Below are 19,691 nucleotides of genomic sequence, written 5' to 3' on the forward strand. Positions count from 1 at the left end.
CACGAAATATTATGTGGCGGAGGCAAGCTGGGTTTGGCCGGCCCTGACGGGCGTCAGGGCGGCTCCGCCACATAATCTCGCCCGACGCATAAGAACGGTTATGTGGCGTGCCACATAACCGTTCAGCGGGGCCGTCTACGTCTTCCGGGCGAAGCGTACGCAATTATCGACATTCTGCATATGGTTTCCGCTTTGCGACGGTTGCCTATCGCTGGCATCCGTTGTTTGGGAGCACGTTGCAGGTTTCGCCATTTCGTCGTGGGAAGGCGTTGACGTGCATCTACACGGAGGAGCGTCCTGACCTTTGCCGCGAACTCCCGAATTGGATGTTCGACGCCGGCTACTGCGCGGGCATGACGCTCGGGCGACCCGAAATCGGCATCGAGGGTCTCAATGAGTTGACGATCGTCCTGACGGCGCTCGGCACGAATCGCAAGCAAGGCGCACAATCCCGCCCTTCAAGGAAGAAGGAGAGGGACGGTGCGAAGAAGCCGATATCACAATCGCGCGCAGCTCATCCTTCAGCTGGAGCGTCAAATTCCTCATCCGCCAGTGGGCAAAAACACGAAGGGACTGGTCGAGACATTGGCCGACCTTCTGCTGGAAGCGCTGGCGGCCGAAGCGGATCAGGGAGGCGGTGATGAACCCGAAGATCACGCCTGATCACCTCGCCCGCTCGGCGGTAGTTTACGTTCGTCAATCGACCATGTCGCAAGTGACGGGCAATCTGGAAAGTCAGCGCCGGCAGTATGACCTGGCGGGAGCCGCAGAAGCGGTCGGCTTTGCATCGGTGACGGTGATCGACGACGATCTTGGCCGCTCGGGGTCCGGCCTGATGCAGCGACCCGGCTTTGAGCGGCTTGCCGCCATGGTCTGCTCCGGCGATGTCGGTGCGGTCTATTGCATCGAGGCGTCACGACTGGCGCGTAACGGACGGGACTGGCATCATCTGATCGACTTGTGCGCGCTGGCCGGCACGCTGGTCGTCGATCCGGATGGCGCATACGATCCGCGGCTCGTCAACGACCGCCTGCTGCTTGGGCTGAAGGGAACGATGTCGGAATACGAACTGAGCCTGATGCGACAGCGCGGCATCGCCGCCCGTGACTCAAAGGCCAAGCGTGGGGAGTTCCGCTTCATGCTTCCGCCAGGCTTCTGCTGGAGCGAGGCCGATAAGGTCGAGATCGATCCTGACGAGCACGTGGCCGACACCATCCGGCTGGTCTTCGCGAAGTTCCGCGAGTTGGGCAGCGCGCGGCAGGTCTTCTTATGGCTGCGATCGGCAGACATTAAAATGCCCGTGGTCCGGCGCAATGTCGAGGTTTGCAAACTCGTCTGGAAGCCTCCCGCTTACCACAGCGTCATGCAGATTCTTCACAATCCGCTTTATGGCGGCGCCTACGCATTCGGCAGAACGGCGCAGCGGACACGGATTGTCGAGGGGCGCGCCCGTAAGGCCAGCGGCTTCAGGAAGTCTCGCGACGAATGGCATGTGTTGTTGCGTGACAATCATCCTGGTTACATCAGCTGGCAGGAATACGAGGAGAATCAGAAGCTCCTGCTCGAGAACGCGCATATGAAGAAGAACTGCGCGCGCAAATCTGCACGTGGAGGCCGCGCCCTCTCACGGGATTGATGCGTTGTGGGCGATGCGGACGAATGATGCGCGTCTTCTATGGCATGGCGAAAGGCAACGCCCATCGCTACCAGTGCCGCGGCGATGATGCCCATGTCGGCGCTGGCCTGTGCATCGGCATTGGCGGTCTGCGGATTGATCGCGCCGTCGCCCTGCAGATCCTAGAAGCCGTCTCCGATCGTGCCGTGGAAGCCGCGATCTTTGCTTCGGAGCAGGCCGAGCGTTCGCGAAAGGACATCGTTGCCGCCGTCGAGCGGGAGCTGGAAGCAGCCCGATACGATGCTTCGCTGGCCGGGCGTCGTTACGAACTGGTCGACCCCGCCAAGCGCCATGTCGCACGCGAACTCGAGGCTCGCTGGAACGATGCGTTGGACCGCGTGGCCACACTGGAGCGCCGGATCGCGGAGCTGTCGGCTCTGTCGGCGACACGCCCAAAGGTCGATCGCGCCCGTTTGCTTCAGCTTGCCCATGATCTACCGGCGGTATGGAACGCACCCTCAACCGACACTCGGACCAAGCAGCGCCTTATCCATATCCTGGTTCAGGAGATCGTATGTGATCTCGATGAGGTGACCAACGAAGCCGTGCTGCTGATCCATTGGACCGGCGGGCGTCACACCGAGGTGTGTGTTGCCCGCGTCAAGACCGGCCGTTGTCCAGATATGGCGGCGAGCGCCGTCGAAGCACTGCGCAAACTCGCCGGACACTGGCCGGACCGCGAGCTTGCCGTATCGCTCAACCGGATGCGCTGCAAGACCGGCGATGGCGAGACCTGGACGACGGTGCGCGTGCGCGAAATGCGCGAGCGGCTCGGCATACCCGGATACGATCCAGCCAAGGCTGATGGCGAAATCATCAGTCTGATGAAAGCCGCCGAACGGCTTGGCATCTGCGTCGGGTCCGCGAAAAGCTTGGCTCTCAAGGGCATCCTGCCGGCGAAACAGATTCTGCCCGGTTCGCCCTGGCTGGTCCCGGTTGAAACACTCGCTTCAGAAGCGGTGCGCATAGGGGTGCAAGGTATCGTCGCTCGTCGACCGAAGTTCTACGAGCACTATCAATACGATAAAGTCGTCCGACTGCCCGGACTCTGACGAGGGGATGCATTATGAAACGAACTGCGCCGACCGCATCAACCTCGTCTACTTCGACGGCACGGGCGTATGCCTGTTCGCCAAGCGGCTGGAGGATGGCAAGTTCTGCTGGCCGGGCATTTCCGATGGTGTCGTGCGACTGACGGCGGCACAGTTGCAGGCACTCCTGGGAGGCCTCGACTGGCGGCGGGTGCACGAGACGCGCGAGATGCGTGTCCAACGACGGCGAGCTGACCATCGGATTATTGCCAAATCACTGGAATCCATGCTTGAATCCGCTTCGTGACTGACGCGGCCGCTGCCCTACCCGACGATCCTCATGCGCTTCAGGCGATGCTTCTGGCCGCGCGCGCGGAGAATGAGCGGCTGCGCCAGATCATCAAGGAGTTGCAGCGCCATCGCTTCGGCCGCAGGGCCGAGAGCCTGCCGGAGGACCAACTGCTTCTGGGGCTGGAGGAAGCCGAACAGGTGGAGGCGGAGGGCCTTGCCCGCGCGGAAGCCGCGGACCCCTCAAAGCGTGATGCTAGGGCCCGTAAGCGTCGCGCCAACCGCGGCTCGTTGCCCGCCCATCTGTCGCGCGTCGAGCAGGTAATCGACATCGCCGACAAGATCTGCCCGTGCTGCCAAGGCCAGCTGCATGTTCTGGGCGAGGACGTCTCCGAGCGTCTCGACATCGTGCCCGCCCAATTCCGGGTGATTGTCACCCGTCGACCGAAGTATGCCTGTCGGGCCTGCGAAGAGGTGGTCGTGCAGGCGCCAGCACCGGCACGTCTCGTCGAAGGCGGCATTCCTACAGAGGCCACGGTGTCTCATGTTCTGGTGTCGAAGTATGCCGACCACCTTCCCCTATATCGTCAGGCCCCCACGCCCGCCGTTCGCTCATCCCGAAGCCCTCCTTCAGGCGAGCGACAGCTTTCCGCTTGGCCGCGGGCGTCACCATTCTTTCCCACAAGATCCTTCACGCGGCATTGTCGAGCATGGCGTCGGCCAGAAGCCGCTTCAGCCGCGTGTTCTCGTCCTCCAGAGCCTTCAGTCGCCGAGCCTCGGAGACATCCATCCCGCCGAAGCGGGCCTTCCAGTTGTAAATCGAGGCGTCGCTGACCCCGTGCTTGCGGCACAGATCGGCAACCGATACCCCGGCCTCATGTTCCTTCAAAATTCCGATGATCTGCTCTTCAGAGAAGCGGCTACTTTCATGTCCTGGTCCTCTCGATGGGCCAGAACGAACTTGAAACCGGATTAGATCAGAGGGGCAAGGTCAGTAAGTCGGTTGCTGCAACGGCTCACTCAACGCGTTCGTGACGAGCTCGCAAACTGAACATTCAAGCGTGAGGATCGATGAGCCGCACACCCTCGCCCCTCTGACCAGCAGATAAGAATTCGACGCCCGCTTTTGTCAGCGCCGCCTCGATGGCCTGCAAAGTACTGATCCGGGAATCGACCTTGCCATTTTCCAATCGGGTGAGCGCATTCAGCGACACAATTGCCTTGTCAGCGAGCTCCTGCTGCGACCAACCAAGCAAAGCTCGTGCGGCTCGAATCTGTCGTGGACTGACCATGAGTCCACAATCGGCAGGCCGATTTTCTTTGCCACATATAGGGTTATTTTGAACCTTATAAGGTATATTAAATAGCGACTAGGCGTTCAGGTGGCATCGACAGCAGCTCCAGCCGCGCGATGCGACAAGTCCTTATAGGGTTAGCAGAGGAGCATCGGGAGGCATCGTTGAAACTGCAACGCTCCATCCTCGTTCAGACTGGATCGAGACCAAAGAAGGCGAGTGGTCCTCATCACGCCGATCAGCATGTCGGCAAACAGATCGCGACGGTCCGCGTTCAGTCGGACGTCTCGCAGGGCCAACTTGCCCGGGCGATAGGCATCAGCTTTCAACAGCTCCAGAAATACGAGAACGCCAGGAACCGCGTCAGCGCATCGATGCTCTACGAGATCGCCAGCACATTGGGCGTCCCCGTAAGTCGCTTCTTCGAGGGCCTGCCGGGTAACGGCCAGAAAAGCGAGGAAGCGAAGCCCCTGCCCGTGGATGAACGGCTGAACTTCATCGCCAGCGCGGAAGGCCGGCGCCTGATTGAAGGGCTGATGAAACTTCCTCCCAGAGTGCGTGGCCGCATCTCAGCCCTCATCGCCGCATTAGGGGACGAGTTGGCATTGGACGACGCGAAAAACGAAATGGCCGACGATTACTCGCGGGCCGAGCGCAAGACGGCCTGACAATCAATAGAACTCGTCAGCCGTATTTTCGCGCGACGGGCACAGTGATGCGACCGGTTGATCCGGAGATCGCGATATCACTACCCAAAAGCCGCGAACGGGATGCAAACCCCTCAAGGATACTTCGAGCGACGTTCCCGATTGCCGCCGTGGGAACAAGCCTGTCCGTTGCCGATCCGATAGACCGAGTGTCCGCGCCGATGACGACAGGCAGAAGGTCTACCTCTTCAAGTCTTCCGCCCGCATCATAACGGCAGGCAGCGACGATGCTTTGCCAGACTTCCGGCGGGTCCCATTCATTTTCGTCGGGGTGCACGTGGAAAAAGAAGTTGCCAAGGCCATAGAAGATCGGCGAGCCATCGTAGATCTCCAGCGCTTGAAGCACGGGAGCGCCGTGGCTGACGAAGAGGTCGGCGCCGGCGTCGATGCAGGACCGGGCAAAGGTCCGCACCCAACGCGGCACGTCCTGCCAACCTGGTTCCCAATGGTGATGGTGCAGATAGGCGACAACGAAATCGCCTTGTGCCGCCGCCTGCCGGATAGCGGACAAATGGACGGCCGCGCTCTGAGAGTCGACCTCGACGATGCGACCGAAGCTTGCAGCTTGCGCAAACACAGTGCCGTAGAAATTGATCTCCTTGCCGCTCACCACGTCCGGCGGATCGTCCGGTTGGGCATGATTGGCGAGTTCGAGGGGGGAGCTTTGCAGATGCTCTCCAAGCCTTGCCAGTCTGCGAAAATGCCCGTCCGGCACCCCAAATTTTCGAGTGGTTACAAGCCGGTTGACGCCAGCTCGCGCCGGACGAAAAGCCGTAGCGTTCCCCGCATACATGTTGGTCGGGCCTGGGCCTGCATCAAGGGCAAGAAGCGCGACCTCGCGCGCCCCAAGCCGGCGGCGGCCCGGTCTGGCCGCGTCCGCCTCGTCCGTCCCAATCCCTGCATGCAGGAACCCGCGCGCTTCGACTTCCTCCAGGGTATTCAACACCCCGTTTGGGCCGAGATCGAAAGCGTGGTTGTTTGCCAGCGCAAGCGCGTTGAAGCCGATTGCCTGCAACGCATCCAGCACCTCGGCCCCGGAATAGCCGAAATACTTGCCCTTGGTCGGCCAACCACCATGCTTTCCGAGGATCGTCGACTCGAAGTTCGTGAAGACGAGGTCGCCCTGCCCCAGGAAGCGGACAATTTCGGCGAACCGTTCGTCCTGGATATTGCGGATGTCGTGCGTGATCAGGGACTGGCCGGTCACAACCGCGCAAAAATGGTCTTTCATGGAGCTCGCCTTTTGGATTTGGGATGTCGGCGCCGGCACGCGGCCAGCGCCACACGATGTCGAAGCCGGTGGCGCAGCTATTTCGCAACGGCCGGTGCGATGTCGGTCTTGAACCATTTGATACTCAGCGCCGTGAGCGTCCCATCCTTGGTGGCCGCGTCGATGGCCGCGTTGAACTTGGTGAGCAACTCGGTATCGTCTTTGCGCATGCCCGCGCCTACGCCCGGGCCCCAGAGGCCGCCCTTCAGTTCCGGGCCAAAAAACTCCGCTATCGACCCAGCCGGGGTCTCCAGGAAATCCCGCCATGTGAAAAAGTCGGCAAGCCCGCCGTCAACACGTCCGGCGGCTAGGTCAAGCTTCAGATTGTCCAGGCTGTCGTAGCTGCGGATGGTCACGACATCGCCGAAGAGATCCTTCAAGACAGCCTCCGAGTTCGACGATCGCAGGACCCCGATGGCCTTGCCGCTCAGTGTCGTTCTAACGTGCTCGATGGCCGCTTTTTCCTTTTCCCCGACTGTCGAGAGGTTGACCCTCTGCTTGGTGTCGCCGGCGTCGAGCCCCAGTTCCTTGCGCACGACGAACTGGTTGAAGCCGCCGGCGTAGGGGACTGAAAATGCGATCGACTGCTTGCGCTTCTCGGTGATCGCCATGCCCGACATGATGACGTCGAACTTGCCGACGACCAGGGCCGGAATTATGCCGTCCCAGTCCTGCGCAACAAAGCTGCATTTGATGTTGATGCGGCGACACAGCTCGCGTCCGACATCGACGTCGTAGCCATAGAGCTCGCCATTGGCATCGGTTCCGTCCCATGGCGGCGAAGCGCCTTCGGTGGCGATCGATAGCGCGCGCTCGCCCTCGGCCCGGACGGGGAAGACTGATATGAATGATGCGAGCAAAACAGCCATGGCAAAGGGTATGCGCATAAGGCACCTCTTTCGTTTTGGTTGGTGGGAATGCAGCGAAAGCTGCACGGTCACGGCGTGGGTGTCGTGATCTCGGATTCGCACAGCGCTGGCTTTGGTCGCAGCCTGCGTCGTGCGCCAGGAGGGCGGTCGGTCGAGAGCCGCCGTTCCAGAAACTGAATTAATTTCACCGCAACCGACGTAAGCGACAGATAGATCGCACCGGCGACAATAAAGATTTCGAAAGGGGCGAAGGTGGCCGACACCATCTGCCTCGCCATGCCGGTGATCTCGAGAAGGGTTACGGTGCTTGCGAGAGACGAACCCTTGATCATGCCTACGACTTCGTTCCCGTAAGCCGGCAGCGAGATCCTGAACGCGATCGGAAAGGTGACAAGGCGGGCAGTTTGCAGTCGTTTCAGGCCGAGAGCCGCGGCGGCCTCGGTAAGACCCTTGGGAACGGACTGCAGACCTCGGCACAGGATCTCAGTCGTATGCGCCGCGCTGTTCAGCGAGAATGTAAACAGGGCGCACCAGAAAGGATCCCGCAGGACCACCCAAAAGACGCTTGCCCGTACCGCCTCGATCTGGCTTAGGCCATAGTAGAGCAGGAAGAGTTGAACGAGCATGGGTGTGCCGCGAAAGACATAGGTGTAGCCCAGCACCGCGAGCGACAGGCTGGGACGCGCGAAGGCGCGGATGAACGCCAGCGGCACCGACAGTAGAAATCCCGCAATCAGCGACAGCGCGGTCAGCGTCAAGGTGAGTGCCACGCCTGAGGAGAGCACCACCACCGCCTCAAGCATCAACTGGAGGTTCACTGCAGTTCCCCTAGCGACCGAAAGCGGGGTAGCGCCGTTCCGCGAACCGGATCGACACCAGCGTCACTGTTGTGAGGCTGAGATAAAGCGCTGAGGCCGCGAGATAGAAGGTCAACGGCGCACGCAGGGACCCGGCACCGACAAAGGCAACGCGCATGATGTCGGTCAGGCCGACAATGGACACCAGAGCGGTATCCTTGAAAAGCGAGATCCACAGATTGCCATATGCCGGCAGCGCCAGCCGCGCCATTTGCGGACCGATGATGAAGGACCAACGCTGCCAGGCATTCAGCCCAAGCGCCTTCGCCGCCTCTGTCTGGCCCGCGGGCACGGCGGCAATCGCACCCCGGAACACTTCCGTCGCATAACCGCTGAACACGACCGAGAGCGCGATCACCCCTGCGGTGAACGCATTCACCTCCACATAGCGGCCGACGACCATGCTGGCGAGCGTGGTGCCTCCAAAGTAGATGAGCAGGATAATGACAAGTTCTGGCACGCCACGAACCACCGTCGTGTAAGCCGTCACAACCCTTCCTAGCCGTGGCGAGGCCGCGCCTTTCGAAATTGCCAACAACAGCCCGAATACTGTACCGACAGACCCGCTGATAAGCGCAAGGCTCAGCGTCACCGTGAATGCGAAAAGAAACTGAGTAGTAAAACCGTTCATGGAGCACCTTTTTCGGCTCGCAATTCAAGCAGATCGTCGCTTGTTCAGCGCTGCTATCTAAAATATTTACCTACGGTTGCGGGTTACTCGAGCAGTAATTTCAAGTTAATTTGCGATTTTGGCATATCATAAACTCCAACATATCTAGATCAATCTATCATTTTTATAATTTACTCTATAACTAATTCTTATATGATCGCGTTAGGTTCAAGCTGATGCCTAGCCTGGAGCTAGCCGGTTTGATCCCTTCGGCCGGCAATCACCCACGCTTTGGCTCAGCACGCGGTCGGAAAAGGAATGCAAAGGATGGAGTTGCTGCAAGGCGGCCTGAAGCTCCGGCAGTTGCAGGTCTTCCGGGAGGTGCTGCGAACCGGTTCGACAAGACGGGCGGCGATGGCCCTCGGGATAAGCCAGCCTGCGGTCAGCCAGCATGTGAAGCAGCTCGAGACAACACTTGGCATCACACTCTTCAAAAGGTCCTCGAACCGCATCGTTCCGTTGCAGGAAGCCTGGGAACTGCTGCGGAACGTCGAGCTCGCTATAACGTCCCTGGATCGACTGGAATCGTCGATCTTCGCGATGAAGAACGATGAAAAGCAGCGGATTGCCATTGCCGCGCCCTCCGTCTTCGGTTTCGTGACCCTGCCCAAGGTTGTGGCGATCATTCACTCGCAGACTGCGTCCAATGTCCGATCGATTTCGGGAAGCTACGATCAGATCGGGGAGCACATACTTGCCGGGCGGGCGGATCTCGGGATCTCAAGGCTGCCCGTTGATCCGCGCCTGTTTGAATGGGCGCCGCTGGGCTCGGCACGCAACGTATGCATCTTTCATCCCGATCATCGTTTCGCAAGGCAGGCGCGCATCGAGGCCCAGGACCTCGCAGGCGAAACGATCGTCGATATCGATCCGCAATTCGCCGCCCATCAAATGAACTTCAATGCCTTGCGCTTCGCCGGCGTCGAACCGGACATACTGGTGGAATTCGACTGCAACGGTCACGAAGCGGGGTATGTTTCGGCGGGCCTTGGTATCTCCATAACCAACGAGATCATAGCGCGCGAGTATGCGGCGTTTCGCCTGGGCGTAAAACCGGTCGAGCCGTCCGCCATCTATCACTACGTTGCGATCTGGCAGAAGGGCAGGACGTTCACCAACGCATTGAATGTTTCGCTTGAAGCGATCATCTCAGTCTTTGCCGCGATGTCTCCCGAAGCGGCGTCGCGTTCAAAAACAACTTCAGCCTCTGTTCCGGAAACAGTGGCCCCGCTGATGTAGGCGATCCCCTGCTTTGCGTCTTAGCCGGATTCAGGTCTTGCGCTCCTGCTTCGCCCTGGCAAAGCCTCGATCGGTCGCAATGAAACGCTCAAGCATTGGCACGATCAGGCGCAGAGGGTCGGCCAATGCCTGACCCGATTCATGCCCGAGTATCTCGGCATATCTGGACAGGTCGCGATGCAGTCGCGCCGGCAATTCGAGCGTGACCTTAACCGGCTTGTCATCGGCAATCGGCCCGAGTTTCAGCTTGGCCATCTCAACCTCCATAGGGTTCGAGAACGAGATCGCGGGTGACGACCACGCGCACGGTAAAGCCCGGCCTTATTGTCAGCGTCGGTGCGACATTGAGCTGGCGCTGAACGATTTGTTGGCCGACCTGGCTGAGGCTGTCGGAGGCACCGCGGCGAAGAGCCCGCACGATGTCGCTCTCCTGGCCAGAGGACCCTGTCTCCGCGCCGACACTCAGAATAGTTGTGAGTGCAGCCGCCTTAAACAATTCAGCCCAATGGTAGTCGACGCCGTCCTCAAGGCCGGCATAGCCTTGGGCATCAGCACCAGGCTGTCGCTCAAGAACGATGGAGCGGCCGTTTGGAAAGATCAGTCTACTCCAGACCAGCAGCACACGGCGCTGGCCGAAGCCGATCCCATTGTCGTACTGGCCAATGACCCGCGTGCCTTGTGGAATCAAAAGCGTCCTTCCGGTCGGACTGTCATAGATGCTCTCCGTCACCTGCGCGGTGATCTGACCGGGCAGATCGGAGCGGATGCCGGTTATGAGTGCGGCGGGGATGACGGCCCCGGCCTGAAGCACAAAGGGCGACGCGGGAGGCATGACATGATCCGGCGCTACGGTGCGCCGATCGGCGGCCGCATTGAGGAAGGCCAGCTGACGATCCTGCGCAGCCGACTGGCCGGGCTGATCGGCAATGTCAGGGCCAGCCATGTTTTGGGAACCTGCTCCTCCAAGCGTTTCGGCCACCGCCGAGGCCGCCCGATCTGTCTGGAAGAAAACACGGGACGTTCGGGCAGCCTCGTCTTCTGCCCGCCGACGTTGCTCAGCCTCGTCGACCGTGGCGGGTGCGATGGTCGGCGGCACCACCGGCTGCCCCTTGTTCTGGGCATCGAGCATCGGCCGACCAAGATCACCTGGCAAAGGCGGCCCAAGAACGGGGCCGGTGTAGTCGCGCGGCAGGCTGGCCAGTCCGTCGGCGGGTTGCCTGTTGGAAGTCGAGTAGAGCTCGTCGCCATGCGGGCCTGTTTCACTCGTCTGAAGCGCGTAGATCAGCGCGCCGCCGACGCCAAGCGATCCGACCAGGCTGATGCCAGCGAGCACCTTGCGCGACAGGCGGGTTACGCGCGGCGGCTCAGCGCGAAGCTGCATGGGTGCAGCACCGGGTTCGTTCTCGTTCACGACTCCTCTCCTCCCCTTTGCCGGAGTGCGCTTGTGTCGCTCGGCGTTGGACTGACGCTTGACGTCCTAGTTACCCTCCTGGTCCCGTCGGTGCGGACGAGCCTGACGGTCTGCTGCCGCTTGCCGCTGCCAAGCCGCAATTCGGCCGCGCCGAAGAGACGGTCGACGATCAGCGTGTTCTGGTAAACGCGGCTGTTGGCGATCTCAGCCTCACCGTCCGGGCCGATGACGAAGATGGGCGGCATCTCGCCTTGCACGATCCCGCGTGGAAACTCGACATAGACGCGCCTGCCGTCGTCATAGACGCTGACCGGCCTCCAAGGCGGCGTGTCGCCTGTGAGGCCGTAGCGGTAATTGCGTGCGGTGACGTCGGGAATAACCGGCGTCGCGGGGATCGGCCGCGACTGTCCGGCCGGCGGCGCGGGATAGGCCCAGGCCACGGCGGGCATATACGGCTTCTCGCCGGATCGCAGCTCGATCATGTAGCTACGCCGGTCGGTGGTGATTACGAGATTGGTGCTGATGTCTGCGCGCGAAGGCTTGACCAGCACATGAACGCGCCGAGTGACCCCCGCTCCGCTTTCGGTGTCGCCGATGATCCAGCGCGCGGTGTCGCCAGCCGCGATCGGACCTTCACCAGTCAGGCTTTCGCCAGGCTCGAGCGCAATGTCCGTTATCTGTCCGGGGGCGGCATAGACCTGATAGAGTGCTCCGTCACTCCAGGGGTATATCTGAATGGCGTTGTAATAGCCTTCTCGCCGTGGCTGGACCCGCGCGGCCGCGTTGGCGTTCTCAACGCGTGCCGCCGGGGTGCCACCGGCCGCGCCACCATGTGCCGGGACCCAGCCCGGTGGAACGTGTAACGGTTTGGGCTTCTCATCGGGAATGGCAACCGGAGCGGCTGGCAAAGGCGGCACGGAGGCATCGTAGCGGATCTGCGGCGATTTCTGAGATGTGGCGCAGCCGCCGAGGACGGAACCAGAAAGCAACACCGCAACAAGGGCGGACCACCCAGACGGACATGTTGCGACACCATGCAAAGGCCCATTCATTGGTTCATCTCCCGCGACCAGTTGATGGCGTTGATGTAGATGCCAAGTGGATTTGCCCGAAGCCGGTCGACGTCGCGAGGCGGCTGGATCACGGTTGTCAGGATGGCGGTCCATCGTTCGGTGGTGGAGAGCTGGCCGTTTTCGTAGTGGCGCTCCGCCCAGGCGACGCGAAAGGAATCCGCAGAGGCGCGAATGACCGACGAGACGTCGACCGAGACTTGCTGCTTGCCGACCCTCGAGAAGGGATCATTGATGCGGGCATACTCGTTGAGCGCCGCGGCGCCCTCGTCAGTGGTCCACTCATAAGCGCGCAGCCAGTTTTGGCGCACGACAATTGGATCGGCCGGGATTGAGCGGACCTGTTCGATGAAGCGGGCGAGATGCCAGGCCACTTGCGGGTCGGTCGGCTTATAGTCCGAATTGGCGGGCGCGAGTGCCTGCGCCTGTCCGAGCGTGTCGACCTGCACCACCCAAGGGACTACGGTCCCTCGCAATAACTGCGACACAAGCGCGGCGGCCATGCCGGCCGATAGGATCAGCGATCCGAAGGCCATATAGCGCCAGTTTCTGGCCTGCACGCGAGCCGCGCCGATGCGTTCGTCCCAGACCTGCGCGGCCTTCTGGTACGGAGTCTCGGGTTGAGGTGTCTTGCCGTAATGGACGGCCGGCCGTCGAAAAATGTTCATGGGGTCAATTGCCTTCGGAGAGAGAAACGGAACTGCCGCTGCCGTGGGCATCGCCAGCGCGGACGGCGTGGGCCGCGGTCTGCACGCCGTGCGACAGGCGCTGGGACCGCTGCATGCGTTTGGCCCAGTCAGGGGTATTGTGTGCCGGCTCGCCCAGCCCGGCGGCGCGGGAGACGGAAGGGCCGCTTGCGCGTTCGGCATTGCCTGCGACCGTTCCCGCTGTCGCGGTTTCACCGATCCCCGCCGTGGCGGACCGTGGACCAGCGGCGGAGGTCGATTGGACAGATTCACTGGCACGTGCGGCGGCACGCCTGAGCGGCGAGTCATTTTGCGAAACACCTGCGCTTGCGAGGCCGCCCAAGCCGGAAATGGCAGCCGTGGCACCACCTTGGCCAGACAGGCCTGCATGCGAGCCGCCGCCACGCGCGGTGGAGGTCCCTGCGGACAAAGCTGCCGACCCGCCGCGTGCCGCCAGGCTTGCGGCGCCGCCGGTGGCAAGCACCATGCCGCCTGCTGCGAGACCTGTGCCGACGGCGGCACCCGCACCGAGCTGCGGCCCGCCGGAGACGATGCCGTTGGCAATGCCCGGGCCGAAGATGCCGAGACCGAGGAGTGACAAGGCAGCCAGCACGATCGCCATGGCCTGATCGATGGTGGGGTTTTCGCCACCAAAGCCTTGAGTGAACTCGCCGAACAGCGTCGAGCCGATCCCGATCACCACAGCCAGCACCAGCACCTTGATGCCCGACGAGATGACGTTGCCGAGCACGCGCTCGGCCATGAAGGCTGTCTTGCCGAAGAGGCCGAAGGGGATCAGCACAAATCCGGCGAGCGTCGACAGCTTGAATTCGATCAGCGTGACGAAGAGCTGCACCGCGAGGATGAAGAAGGCGAGCAGGACCAGCGCCCAGGCAAACAGCAGACAGACGATCTGGATGAAATTTTCGAAGAAGGAGACCCAGCCCATCAGACCGGAGATGGATTCAAGCAACGGTCGTCCTGCGTCGAGCCCGGTTTGTGCCACTTTGCCGGGTCGCAGCAGATCCTGAGCCGAAAACCCTGTGCCACTCGCCTTCAGGCCAAGACCGGAGAAGCTCTCGAAGACGATGCGGGCAAGGCTGTTCCAGTTGGAAATCAGGTAGGCGAAGACGCCAACGAACAGCGTCTTCTTGACCAGCCGGGCAAGAATGTCGTCGTCGGCGCCCCAGCTCCAGAACAGAGCCGCAAGCGTTACATCAATGACGATCAGCGTGGTGGCGATGAAGGCGACCTCACCGCCGAGCAGGCCGAAGCCGCTGTCGATGTAGCGCGTGAAAGTGCCGAGGAACTGGTCGATGATGCCGGTGCTGCCCATGCCTATCGCGCCTCCGGCTTAGTCGTCTCTGGCGACTGCGGCGTGAGCGACTCGGAGGTCAAGCTCCCAGATCGTGCCTTGAACCCGAGGAAGCGATCGCGCTGCTCTGCCCACAAGCGCATGCAATCGTTGTCACGCAAGGCAGCCTCCCCGAGCCCCTGGCAGTGGCGAAGACTTTCACGCAGTGGATCCGGCGCCTTCAGTGCCGGCACGGCAGCTGCCGTGCCGACCGGACTTTCCTGCTTCCGGGTCATCTCCAGCGCGGTCGCCGTTACGGCGATCGTGACGAAGATGACGGCGACGATGCGCGCCACAATCTTGCCGTCCATGGTCCCAAGCCTCAGCGGTTGAACATCTGGGCATTGCCGGCCTGGTAGCCGGAGCCTGGGGTCAGGAAGCGGCGGCGCTGTTCGCGACCCTGTTCGGCGGCCGCGGCACGTTCCGCGTCGGTCAAGGCATGCGCGCGGCCGTTGGCGGCGACAACGGCCGTGAGGTCGGCGAGCTGCTGGGCCTGCAGCGCGAGGAGTTGGTTGCCGGCTTGCGCCGCCTGCAGCGCTCCTGTCGCGGATTGGCTTGAACTGACCAGGGCCGCCATTTGCGTGCGATTGGTCTCGATGTTTCCGACGACGCCTGCCTGGACGCGCATCGCATCCTGAAGACCGCCAACCGTGTTGCGCCAGCGCGAGCGCGCATCGGCAACGAGCGCCTCATCCGAGGCCGAGAGCGAGACGCTGCCGTATTTCTGCTGGAACATCTGGTCGACCTTCTGGACGTCGAAGGCGATGTTCTGCGCCTGGTTGAGTAGCTGCTGAGTGCGCTGCACCGACTGCTGCAATTGCTGAAGCGATGAGAACGGCAAGCTTGCGAGGTTGCGGCCCTGGTTGATCAGCATCTGCGCCTGATTTTGCAACGAAGTGATCTGGTTGGTGATCTGCTGGAGCGATCTAGCTGCCGTCAGCACATTCTGCGTGTAGTTCGATGGATCAAACACGATCAAGGCATGCGCTGGAGTCGCCACCAACGGCGCGACCATCAGCGGCGACGCAACCATGACGGCGGCAAACAGAAGGGCGCGCGAGCGATAAAGACAGGTGTTCATGATCGAGGTTCCTTTTCGGCTCCGGGGATGAGGTTTGGAATGAGACCGGCGGCCCAGCCAACGTTTCGCGCACGCAACCAAGCGGCGAGAAAGTCGTCGCGACCGTATTCGGCATCGATGCTGGCGATGAGGGCCTGGTCCGTCTTGGACGACGCGGCGCAGAGCGCGAGGCCGATCTCGGACAGGCCAAGTTCGAAGAGGCGGTTGCCGCGCCGGGACTGGCAGTAATAGTCGCGCTTGGGTGTCGCGCGTGCCAGGATTTCTATCTGGCGGTCGTTCAGGCCGAAGCGGCGATAGATGGCCGTGATCTGCGGCTCGATCGCGCGCTCGTTCGGCAACAGCAGCCGGGTTGGGCAGCTCTCGATGATCGCAGGTGCGATTGCCGAATTGTCGATATCGGACAAGGACTGGGTCGCAAAGACAACGCTGGCATTCTTCTTGCGCAGCGTCTTCAGCCACTCGCGCAGCTGGCCCGCGAAGCCCTCATCATCGAGCGCCAGCCAACCTTCGTCGATGATGAGCAGCGTCGGCCGTCCGTCGAGGCGGTCACCGATGCGATGGAACAGATAAGACAGCACGGCTGGCGCGGCTCCCGTGCCGATCAGGCCCTCGATTTCGAACGCCTGGACGGATGCCGCGCCAAGATGTTCGGTTTCCGCGTCGAGCAGTCGGCCATAGGGGCCACCAATGCAGTATGAGCGCAGAGCCTGCTTTAAGGCCCTCGCCTGCAACAGCACGCTCAGGCCGGTGATGGTACGCTCGGCGATCGGCGCCGAGGCAAGCGATGTCAGCGCGGTCCAGATATGCTCCTTGGCATCGGGGGTAATGGGAACGGCTTCGCGCGCCAGGATCGCAACAATCCAGTCAGCCGCCCAGGCGCGCTCATAGGTATCGTGGATGCGGGCGAGCGGCTGCAGGGAGACGGAGGCCTGCGCGCCTTCGGTGAGCCCCCCACCGAGATCGTGCCAGTCACCGCCCATGGCCAGTGTCGCGGCGCGGATCGAGCCGCCAAAGTCGAAGGTGAAGACCTGGCTTTGCGGGTAGCGGCGGAACTGCAAGGCCATCAGCGCGAGCAGCACGGACTTGCCGGCGCCGGTGGGGCCGACCACCAAAGTGTGGCCGACGTCGCCGACGTGCAGAGACAACCGGAACGGGGTCGAGCCTTCGGTCTTGCCATAGAGCAAGGGCGGGCCACCGAAATGCTCGTCCCGTTCCGGCCCCGCCCACATGGCAGAGAGGGGAATCATGTGGGCGAGATTGAGCGTCGACAGGGGCGGCTGGCGGACGTTGGCGTAGGCATGTCCAGGCAATGAGCCCAACCAGGCGTCGACGGCGTTGACAGTTTCGACCACGGCCGTGAAGTCGCGACCCTGGATGACCTTTTCGGCAAGCCGCAGTTTCTCGTCGGCTGCTCGCGGATCGGCATCCCAGACCACGATGGTGGCGGTCACATAGGCCATGCCCGACATATCGGCGCCGAGTTCCTGCAAGGCCATGTCGGCGTCGGCAGCCTTGTTGGAGGCGTCCGTGTCCATAAGCACGGACGCCTCGTTGGTCATCACCTCCTTCAGGATCGCTGCGATGCTCTTGCGCTTGGCGAACCATTGCCGCCGGATCTTGGTCAGCAGCTTCGCGGCGTCGACCTTGTCGAGAAGGATGGCGCGTGTGGTCCACCGATAGGGAAAAGCCAGTCGGTTGAGATCGTCGAGCAGGCCTGGCGTCGTCGCAGTCGGAAAGCCGACAATGGTCAGCACCCGAAGATGCTGGTCACCTAGGCGTGGTTCGAGCCCACCTGTCAGGGGCGTGTCTGCGAGCACTGCATCGAGGTAGACCGGAGTCTCGGGGATGCGCACGCGATGACGCTTCGTTGAAACGGTCGAATGCAGATATGTCAGCGTCTGGCTGTCGTCGAGCCAATGGCATTCCGGCATGAAGCCATCGAGCAGCTGGAGCACGCGCTCGCTGCGGTCGACAAAGGCGCGCAGGACTTCCTGCGGATCCACGCCGGACTGTTCTCGCCCCTCGTAAAGCCACCCTTCCGTGCGCGCTGCTTCCTCGGCTGGCGGCAGATAGAGGAGGGTGAGGAAGTAGCTCGATACGAAATGGATGCCGCCCTCCTCGAAGTCGGCCTTGCGCTCAGCATCGACCAGACCTGACGCCGGATCCGGAAACTGGCTTTCGGGATAGGTTGCCGCCTCGTGCCGTTGAGCCTCGACGAAGATGCACCAGCCCGAGCCAAGGCGACGGAAGGTGTTGTTGATGCGCGAGGCGACCGCGACCAGTTCGGCCGCGACGGCGGAGTCGAGATCAGGCGCGCGAAACTTCGCAGTCCGCTGCAAGCTGCCATCCTTGTTGAGCACGACGCCCTGTGCGACAAGGGCAGCCCAGGGTAGATAGTCGGCGAGGCGGCTGGCGCTGCGGCGAAATTCGGCAAGATTCATCATCGCGGCGTCCTCAAACCGACAGGTGACCGGGCATGCGCAGATGCCGGCGGCCAACTTCGAAAAAGAGTGGATCGCGTCTGGCGGCCCATACCGCAGTGGCGTGGCCAAGCGCCCAGATGACGAGACCGACCAGCCAGAGGCGCAGGCCGAGGCCGACCGCGCCGGCGAGGGTGCCGTTCAGGATCGCAATGGAGCGCGGTGCGCCCCCGAGCAGAATGTGCTCGGTTAGCGCCTTGTGCACGGGCACGGCCCATCCCGGAATTGCGTCGAGCTGTTCGAAAGCGGTTGCCATCAGATCAATGCTCCGCCGCCAAACGAGAAGAACGACAGGAAGAAGCTGGACGCCGCGAAGGCGATCGACAAACCAAAGACAATCTGGATCAACCGCCGAAAACCGCCCGAAGTATCGCCGAAGGCAAGCGTGAGGCCCGTCACGATGATGATGATGACGGCTATGATCTTGGAGACAGGACCCTCGATTGATTGCAGGATCTTTTCGAGTGGCTGTTCCCACGGCATCGATGAGCCAGACGCATGGGCGGCCGGAGCGACGATGACACTGATGGCCAGGGTTGTGGCGGTGGCAACGGCATTGCGGTAGGCGCGTGAAATGACGGCGGTCATGAATTGTCTCCTGTGACGGTAGGTTCGGCTTGAATGATGCGATAATCGCCGTCGGGGCCGAGACCCTCGACGCGTGCGAGTTCGGCAAGCCGCCGGGCTGAGCCGCGTCCGGCGAGCACCGCGATGAGATCGATGGTTTCGGCAATCAGCGCGCGGGGTACGGTGATGACGGCTTCCTGGATGAGTTGCTCGAGACGGCGCAGCGCACCAAGGGCGGAACCGGCATGGATGGTGCCGATGCCGCCGGGGTGGCCTGTGCCCCAAGCCTTGAGCAGGTCGAGAGCCTCCGGGCCGCGGACTTCGCCGATCGGGATGCGATCGGGCCGCAGGCGCAGCGAGGAGCGGACCAGATCCGAGAGCGTGGCGACGCCGTCCTTGGTCCGCATGGCGACGAGGTTGGGTGCCGCGCATTGCAGTTCGCGCGTGTCCTCGATGATGACGACGCGATCAGATCCTTTCGCGACCTCGGCGAGCAAGGCGTTGGTCAGCGTCGTCTTGCCCGTGGATGTCCCGCCGGCGACGAGGATGTTGGCACGGCTGGCGACGGCGGCGCGCAAGGTCGCTGCCTGTTCCGTCGTCATGATGCCTGCCGCCACGTAGTTCGCGAGCGTGAAGACGGCGACGGCAGGTTTCCGGATTGCGAAGGCTGGCGCGGCGACGACGGGCGGCAGCAGCCCTTCGAACCGCTCTCCAGTTTCTGGTAACTCCGCCGACACGCGTGGCGAGCGGCCGTGCACTTCCGCGCCGACATGATGGGCGACCAGTCGCACAATGCGCTCGCCGTCGGCGACTGAGATCATCTCGTCAGTCTCGGCCAGGCCTTCCGCGAACCGATCGACCCAGATCCGGCCGTCCGGATTCAACATCACTTCGACGATTTTGGGATCGTCCAGGAATTGGCCGATGGCAGGCCCTAGCGCCGTTCGCAGCATACGCGAGCTGCGCGCTCGTCCTTCGGTCTCGTTGTGCGAAGCAGCCATTTTGTCCCCGTTTCGGTCGGGAACAATTCAGATGGTCCCCGGTCGGGGATGATTAAGAGAGTGGTATTTTGCGCCGCTGCAACAAGTATATCGGCGCGTCGTAGTATGGCGTGTAAATACAGGAGAACGGCGGGCTGCCC

The 19,691-nt window shown here is 62.1% G+C and carries 22 protein-coding genes and 2 pseudogenes; 6 read left to right on the forward strand and 18 right to left on the reverse strand.

Annotated features, from left to right (window positions below):
- Positions 1–390: 390 nt before the first annotated feature.
- On the reverse strand, positions 391–657 hold the full coding sequence (locus NKH98_RS22760) for a hypothetical protein (protein ID WP_352902017.1): 267 nt from the start codon (positions 655–657) through the stop codon (positions 391–393).
- A gap of 49 nt (positions 658–706) precedes the next feature.
- Between NKH98_RS22760 and NKH98_RS22765 the strand changes: the two genes are divergently transcribed.
- The 4 genes and pseudogenes from NKH98_RS22765 to NKH98_RS22780 form a co-directional block, all read left to right on the forward strand.
- Positions 707–1,636, forward strand: a complete 930-nt coding sequence (locus NKH98_RS22765) for a recombinase family protein (protein ID WP_352901997.1) — start codon at positions 707–709, stop codon at positions 1,634–1,636.
- A 23-nt stretch (positions 1,637–1,659) separates the two neighbouring features.
- Positions 1,660–2,727 carry a hypothetical protein gene (locus NKH98_RS22770; RefSeq protein WP_352901872.1) on the forward strand — a complete coding sequence of 356 codons (1,068 nt, stop codon included), beginning with the start codon at positions 1,660–1,662 and terminating at the stop codon, positions 2,725–2,727.
- Positions 2,728–2,734: 7 nt separating this feature from the next.
- Positions 2,735–3,013, forward strand: coding sequence for an IS66 family insertion sequence element accessory protein TnpB (gene tnpB / locus NKH98_RS22775; protein ID WP_352901873.1), 279 nt, complete (start codon positions 2,735–2,737; stop codon positions 3,011–3,013).
- Positions 3,014–3,060: 47 nt separating this feature from the next.
- Positions 3,061–3,588: pseudogene (locus NKH98_RS22780) on the forward strand (transposase domain-containing protein); the annotation flags it as partial.
- A 4-nt stretch (positions 3,589–3,592) separates the two neighbouring features.
- On the opposite strand, the pseudogene NKH98_RS22785 reads toward NKH98_RS22780, so the two are convergent.
- Positions 3,593–3,967, reverse strand: a pseudogene (locus tag NKH98_RS22785) (transposase); the annotation flags it as partial.
- 82 nt (positions 3,968–4,049) lie between these two features.
- A complete protein-coding gene (locus NKH98_RS22790; protein ID WP_352801890.1) occupies positions 4,050–4,286 on the reverse strand; it encodes a helix-turn-helix domain-containing protein in 237 nt (78 codons plus the stop codon).
- A 167-nt stretch (positions 4,287–4,453) separates the two neighbouring features.
- Here NKH98_RS22790 and NKH98_RS22795 point away from each other — a divergent pair, with 167 nt between their 5' ends.
- Positions 4,454–4,957, forward strand: a complete 504-nt coding sequence (locus NKH98_RS22795; protein WP_352901875.1) for a helix-turn-helix domain-containing protein — start codon at positions 4,454–4,456, stop codon at positions 4,955–4,957.
- A 16-nt stretch (positions 4,958–4,973) separates the two neighbouring features.
- Here the strand turns inward: NKH98_RS22795 and NKH98_RS22800 are convergent, their stop codons facing one another.
- From NKH98_RS22800 to NKH98_RS22815, 4 genes are all read right to left on the reverse strand, one after another.
- Positions 4,974–6,227 carry a CapA family protein gene (locus NKH98_RS22800; RefSeq protein WP_502894304.1) on the reverse strand — a complete coding sequence of 418 codons (1,254 nt, stop codon included), beginning with the start codon at positions 6,225–6,227 and terminating at the stop codon, positions 4,974–4,976.
- Positions 6,228–6,304: 77 nt separating this feature from the next.
- Positions 6,305–7,153, reverse strand: coding sequence for a transporter substrate-binding domain-containing protein (locus tag NKH98_RS22805; protein ID WP_502894300.1), 849 nt, complete (start codon positions 7,151–7,153; stop codon positions 6,305–6,307).
- Between the two features lie 50 nt (positions 7,154–7,203).
- A complete protein-coding gene (locus NKH98_RS22810; protein WP_352901879.1) occupies positions 7,204–7,953 on the reverse strand; it encodes an ABC transporter permease in 750 nt (249 codons plus the stop codon).
- Between the two features lie 10 nt (positions 7,954–7,963).
- The gene (locus tag NKH98_RS22815; RefSeq protein ID WP_352901880.1) at positions 7,964–8,623 is read right to left on the reverse strand and encodes an ABC transporter permease; all 660 of its coding nucleotides are present in this window, start codon (positions 8,621–8,623) and stop codon (positions 7,964–7,966) included.
- 306 nt (positions 8,624–8,929) lie between these two features.
- On the opposite strand from NKH98_RS22815, the gene NKH98_RS22820 reads away from it, so the two are divergent.
- Entirely contained in the window at positions 8,930–9,901 is a 972-nt protein-coding gene (locus NKH98_RS22820) for a LysR family transcriptional regulator (protein ID WP_352902002.1), read from the forward strand.
- A 30-nt stretch (positions 9,902–9,931) separates the two neighbouring features.
- Here the strand turns inward: NKH98_RS22820 and NKH98_RS22825 are convergent, their stop codons facing one another.
- The 11 genes from NKH98_RS22825 to trbB are packed head-to-tail and all read right to left on the reverse strand — an operon-like array spanning position 9,932 to position 19,551.
- Complete coding sequence (locus NKH98_RS22825) at positions 9,932–10,156, reverse strand: DUF2274 domain-containing protein (protein WP_352648075.1); 225 nt, start codon at positions 10,154–10,156, stop codon at positions 9,932–9,934.
- A gap of 1 nt (position 10,157) precedes the next feature.
- A complete protein-coding gene (locus NKH98_RS22830) occupies positions 10,158–11,282 on the reverse strand; it encodes a TraB/TrbI/VirB10 family type IV secretion system protein (RefSeq protein ID WP_352902004.1) in 1,125 nt (374 codons plus the stop codon).
- A 26-nt stretch (positions 11,283–11,308) separates the two neighbouring features.
- Entirely contained in the window at positions 11,309–12,364 is a 1,056-nt protein-coding gene (gene trbG / locus NKH98_RS22835) for a P-type conjugative transfer protein TrbG (protein ID WP_352901882.1), read from the reverse strand.
- Positions 12,361–13,050, reverse strand: coding sequence for a conjugal transfer protein TrbF (gene trbF, locus NKH98_RS22840; protein ID WP_352901883.1), 690 nt, complete (start codon positions 13,048–13,050; stop codon positions 12,361–12,363). The genes trbG and trbF overlap by 4 nt, the downstream gene beginning before the upstream one ends.
- 4 nt (positions 13,051–13,054) lie before the next feature.
- Positions 13,055–14,404 carry a P-type conjugative transfer protein TrbL gene (gene trbL, locus NKH98_RS22845; RefSeq protein WP_352901885.1) on the reverse strand — a complete coding sequence of 450 codons (1,350 nt, stop codon included), beginning with the start codon at positions 14,402–14,404 and terminating at the stop codon, positions 13,055–13,057.
- Positions 14,405–14,406: 2 nt separating this feature from the next.
- Positions 14,407–14,733, reverse strand: a complete 327-nt coding sequence (gene trbK-alt / locus NKH98_RS22850; protein WP_352901886.1) for a putative entry exclusion protein TrbK-alt — start codon at positions 14,731–14,733, stop codon at positions 14,407–14,409.
- Positions 14,734–14,744: 11 nt separating this feature from the next.
- Complete coding sequence (trbJ, locus tag NKH98_RS22855; RefSeq protein ID WP_352901888.1) at positions 14,745–15,503, reverse strand: P-type conjugative transfer protein TrbJ; 759 nt, start codon at positions 15,501–15,503, stop codon at positions 14,745–14,747.
- Positions 15,500–17,947, reverse strand: coding sequence for a conjugal transfer protein TrbE (gene trbE, locus NKH98_RS22860; RefSeq protein ID WP_352901890.1), 2,448 nt, complete (start codon positions 17,945–17,947; stop codon positions 15,500–15,502). Before trbE ends, trbJ begins: the two co-directional genes overlap by 4 nt.
- Positions 17,948–17,957: 10 nt before the next feature.
- On the reverse strand, positions 17,958–18,239 hold the full coding sequence (locus NKH98_RS22865; protein WP_352479122.1) for a VirB3 family type IV secretion system protein: 282 nt from the start codon (positions 18,237–18,239) through the stop codon (positions 17,958–17,960).
- Complete coding sequence (locus NKH98_RS22870) at positions 18,239–18,571, reverse strand: TrbC/VirB2 family type IV secretion system protein (RefSeq protein ID WP_352479121.1); 333 nt, start codon at positions 18,569–18,571, stop codon at positions 18,239–18,241. Before NKH98_RS22870 ends, NKH98_RS22865 begins: the two co-directional genes overlap by 1 nt.
- Positions 18,568–19,551: a P-type conjugative transfer ATPase TrbB gene (trbB, locus tag NKH98_RS22875; RefSeq protein ID WP_352801870.1), complete on the reverse strand. Its 984-nt coding sequence runs from the start codon at positions 19,549–19,551 to the stop codon at positions 18,568–18,570. Before trbB ends, NKH98_RS22870 begins: the two co-directional genes overlap by 4 nt.
- Positions 19,552–19,691: the final 140 nt, after the last annotated feature.

This window comes from Mesorhizobium sp. M0833 (assembly GCF_040319905.1).
In the GTDB taxonomy this organism is placed as follows: Bacteria; Pseudomonadota; Alphaproteobacteria; order Rhizobiales; family Rhizobiaceae; genus Mesorhizobium.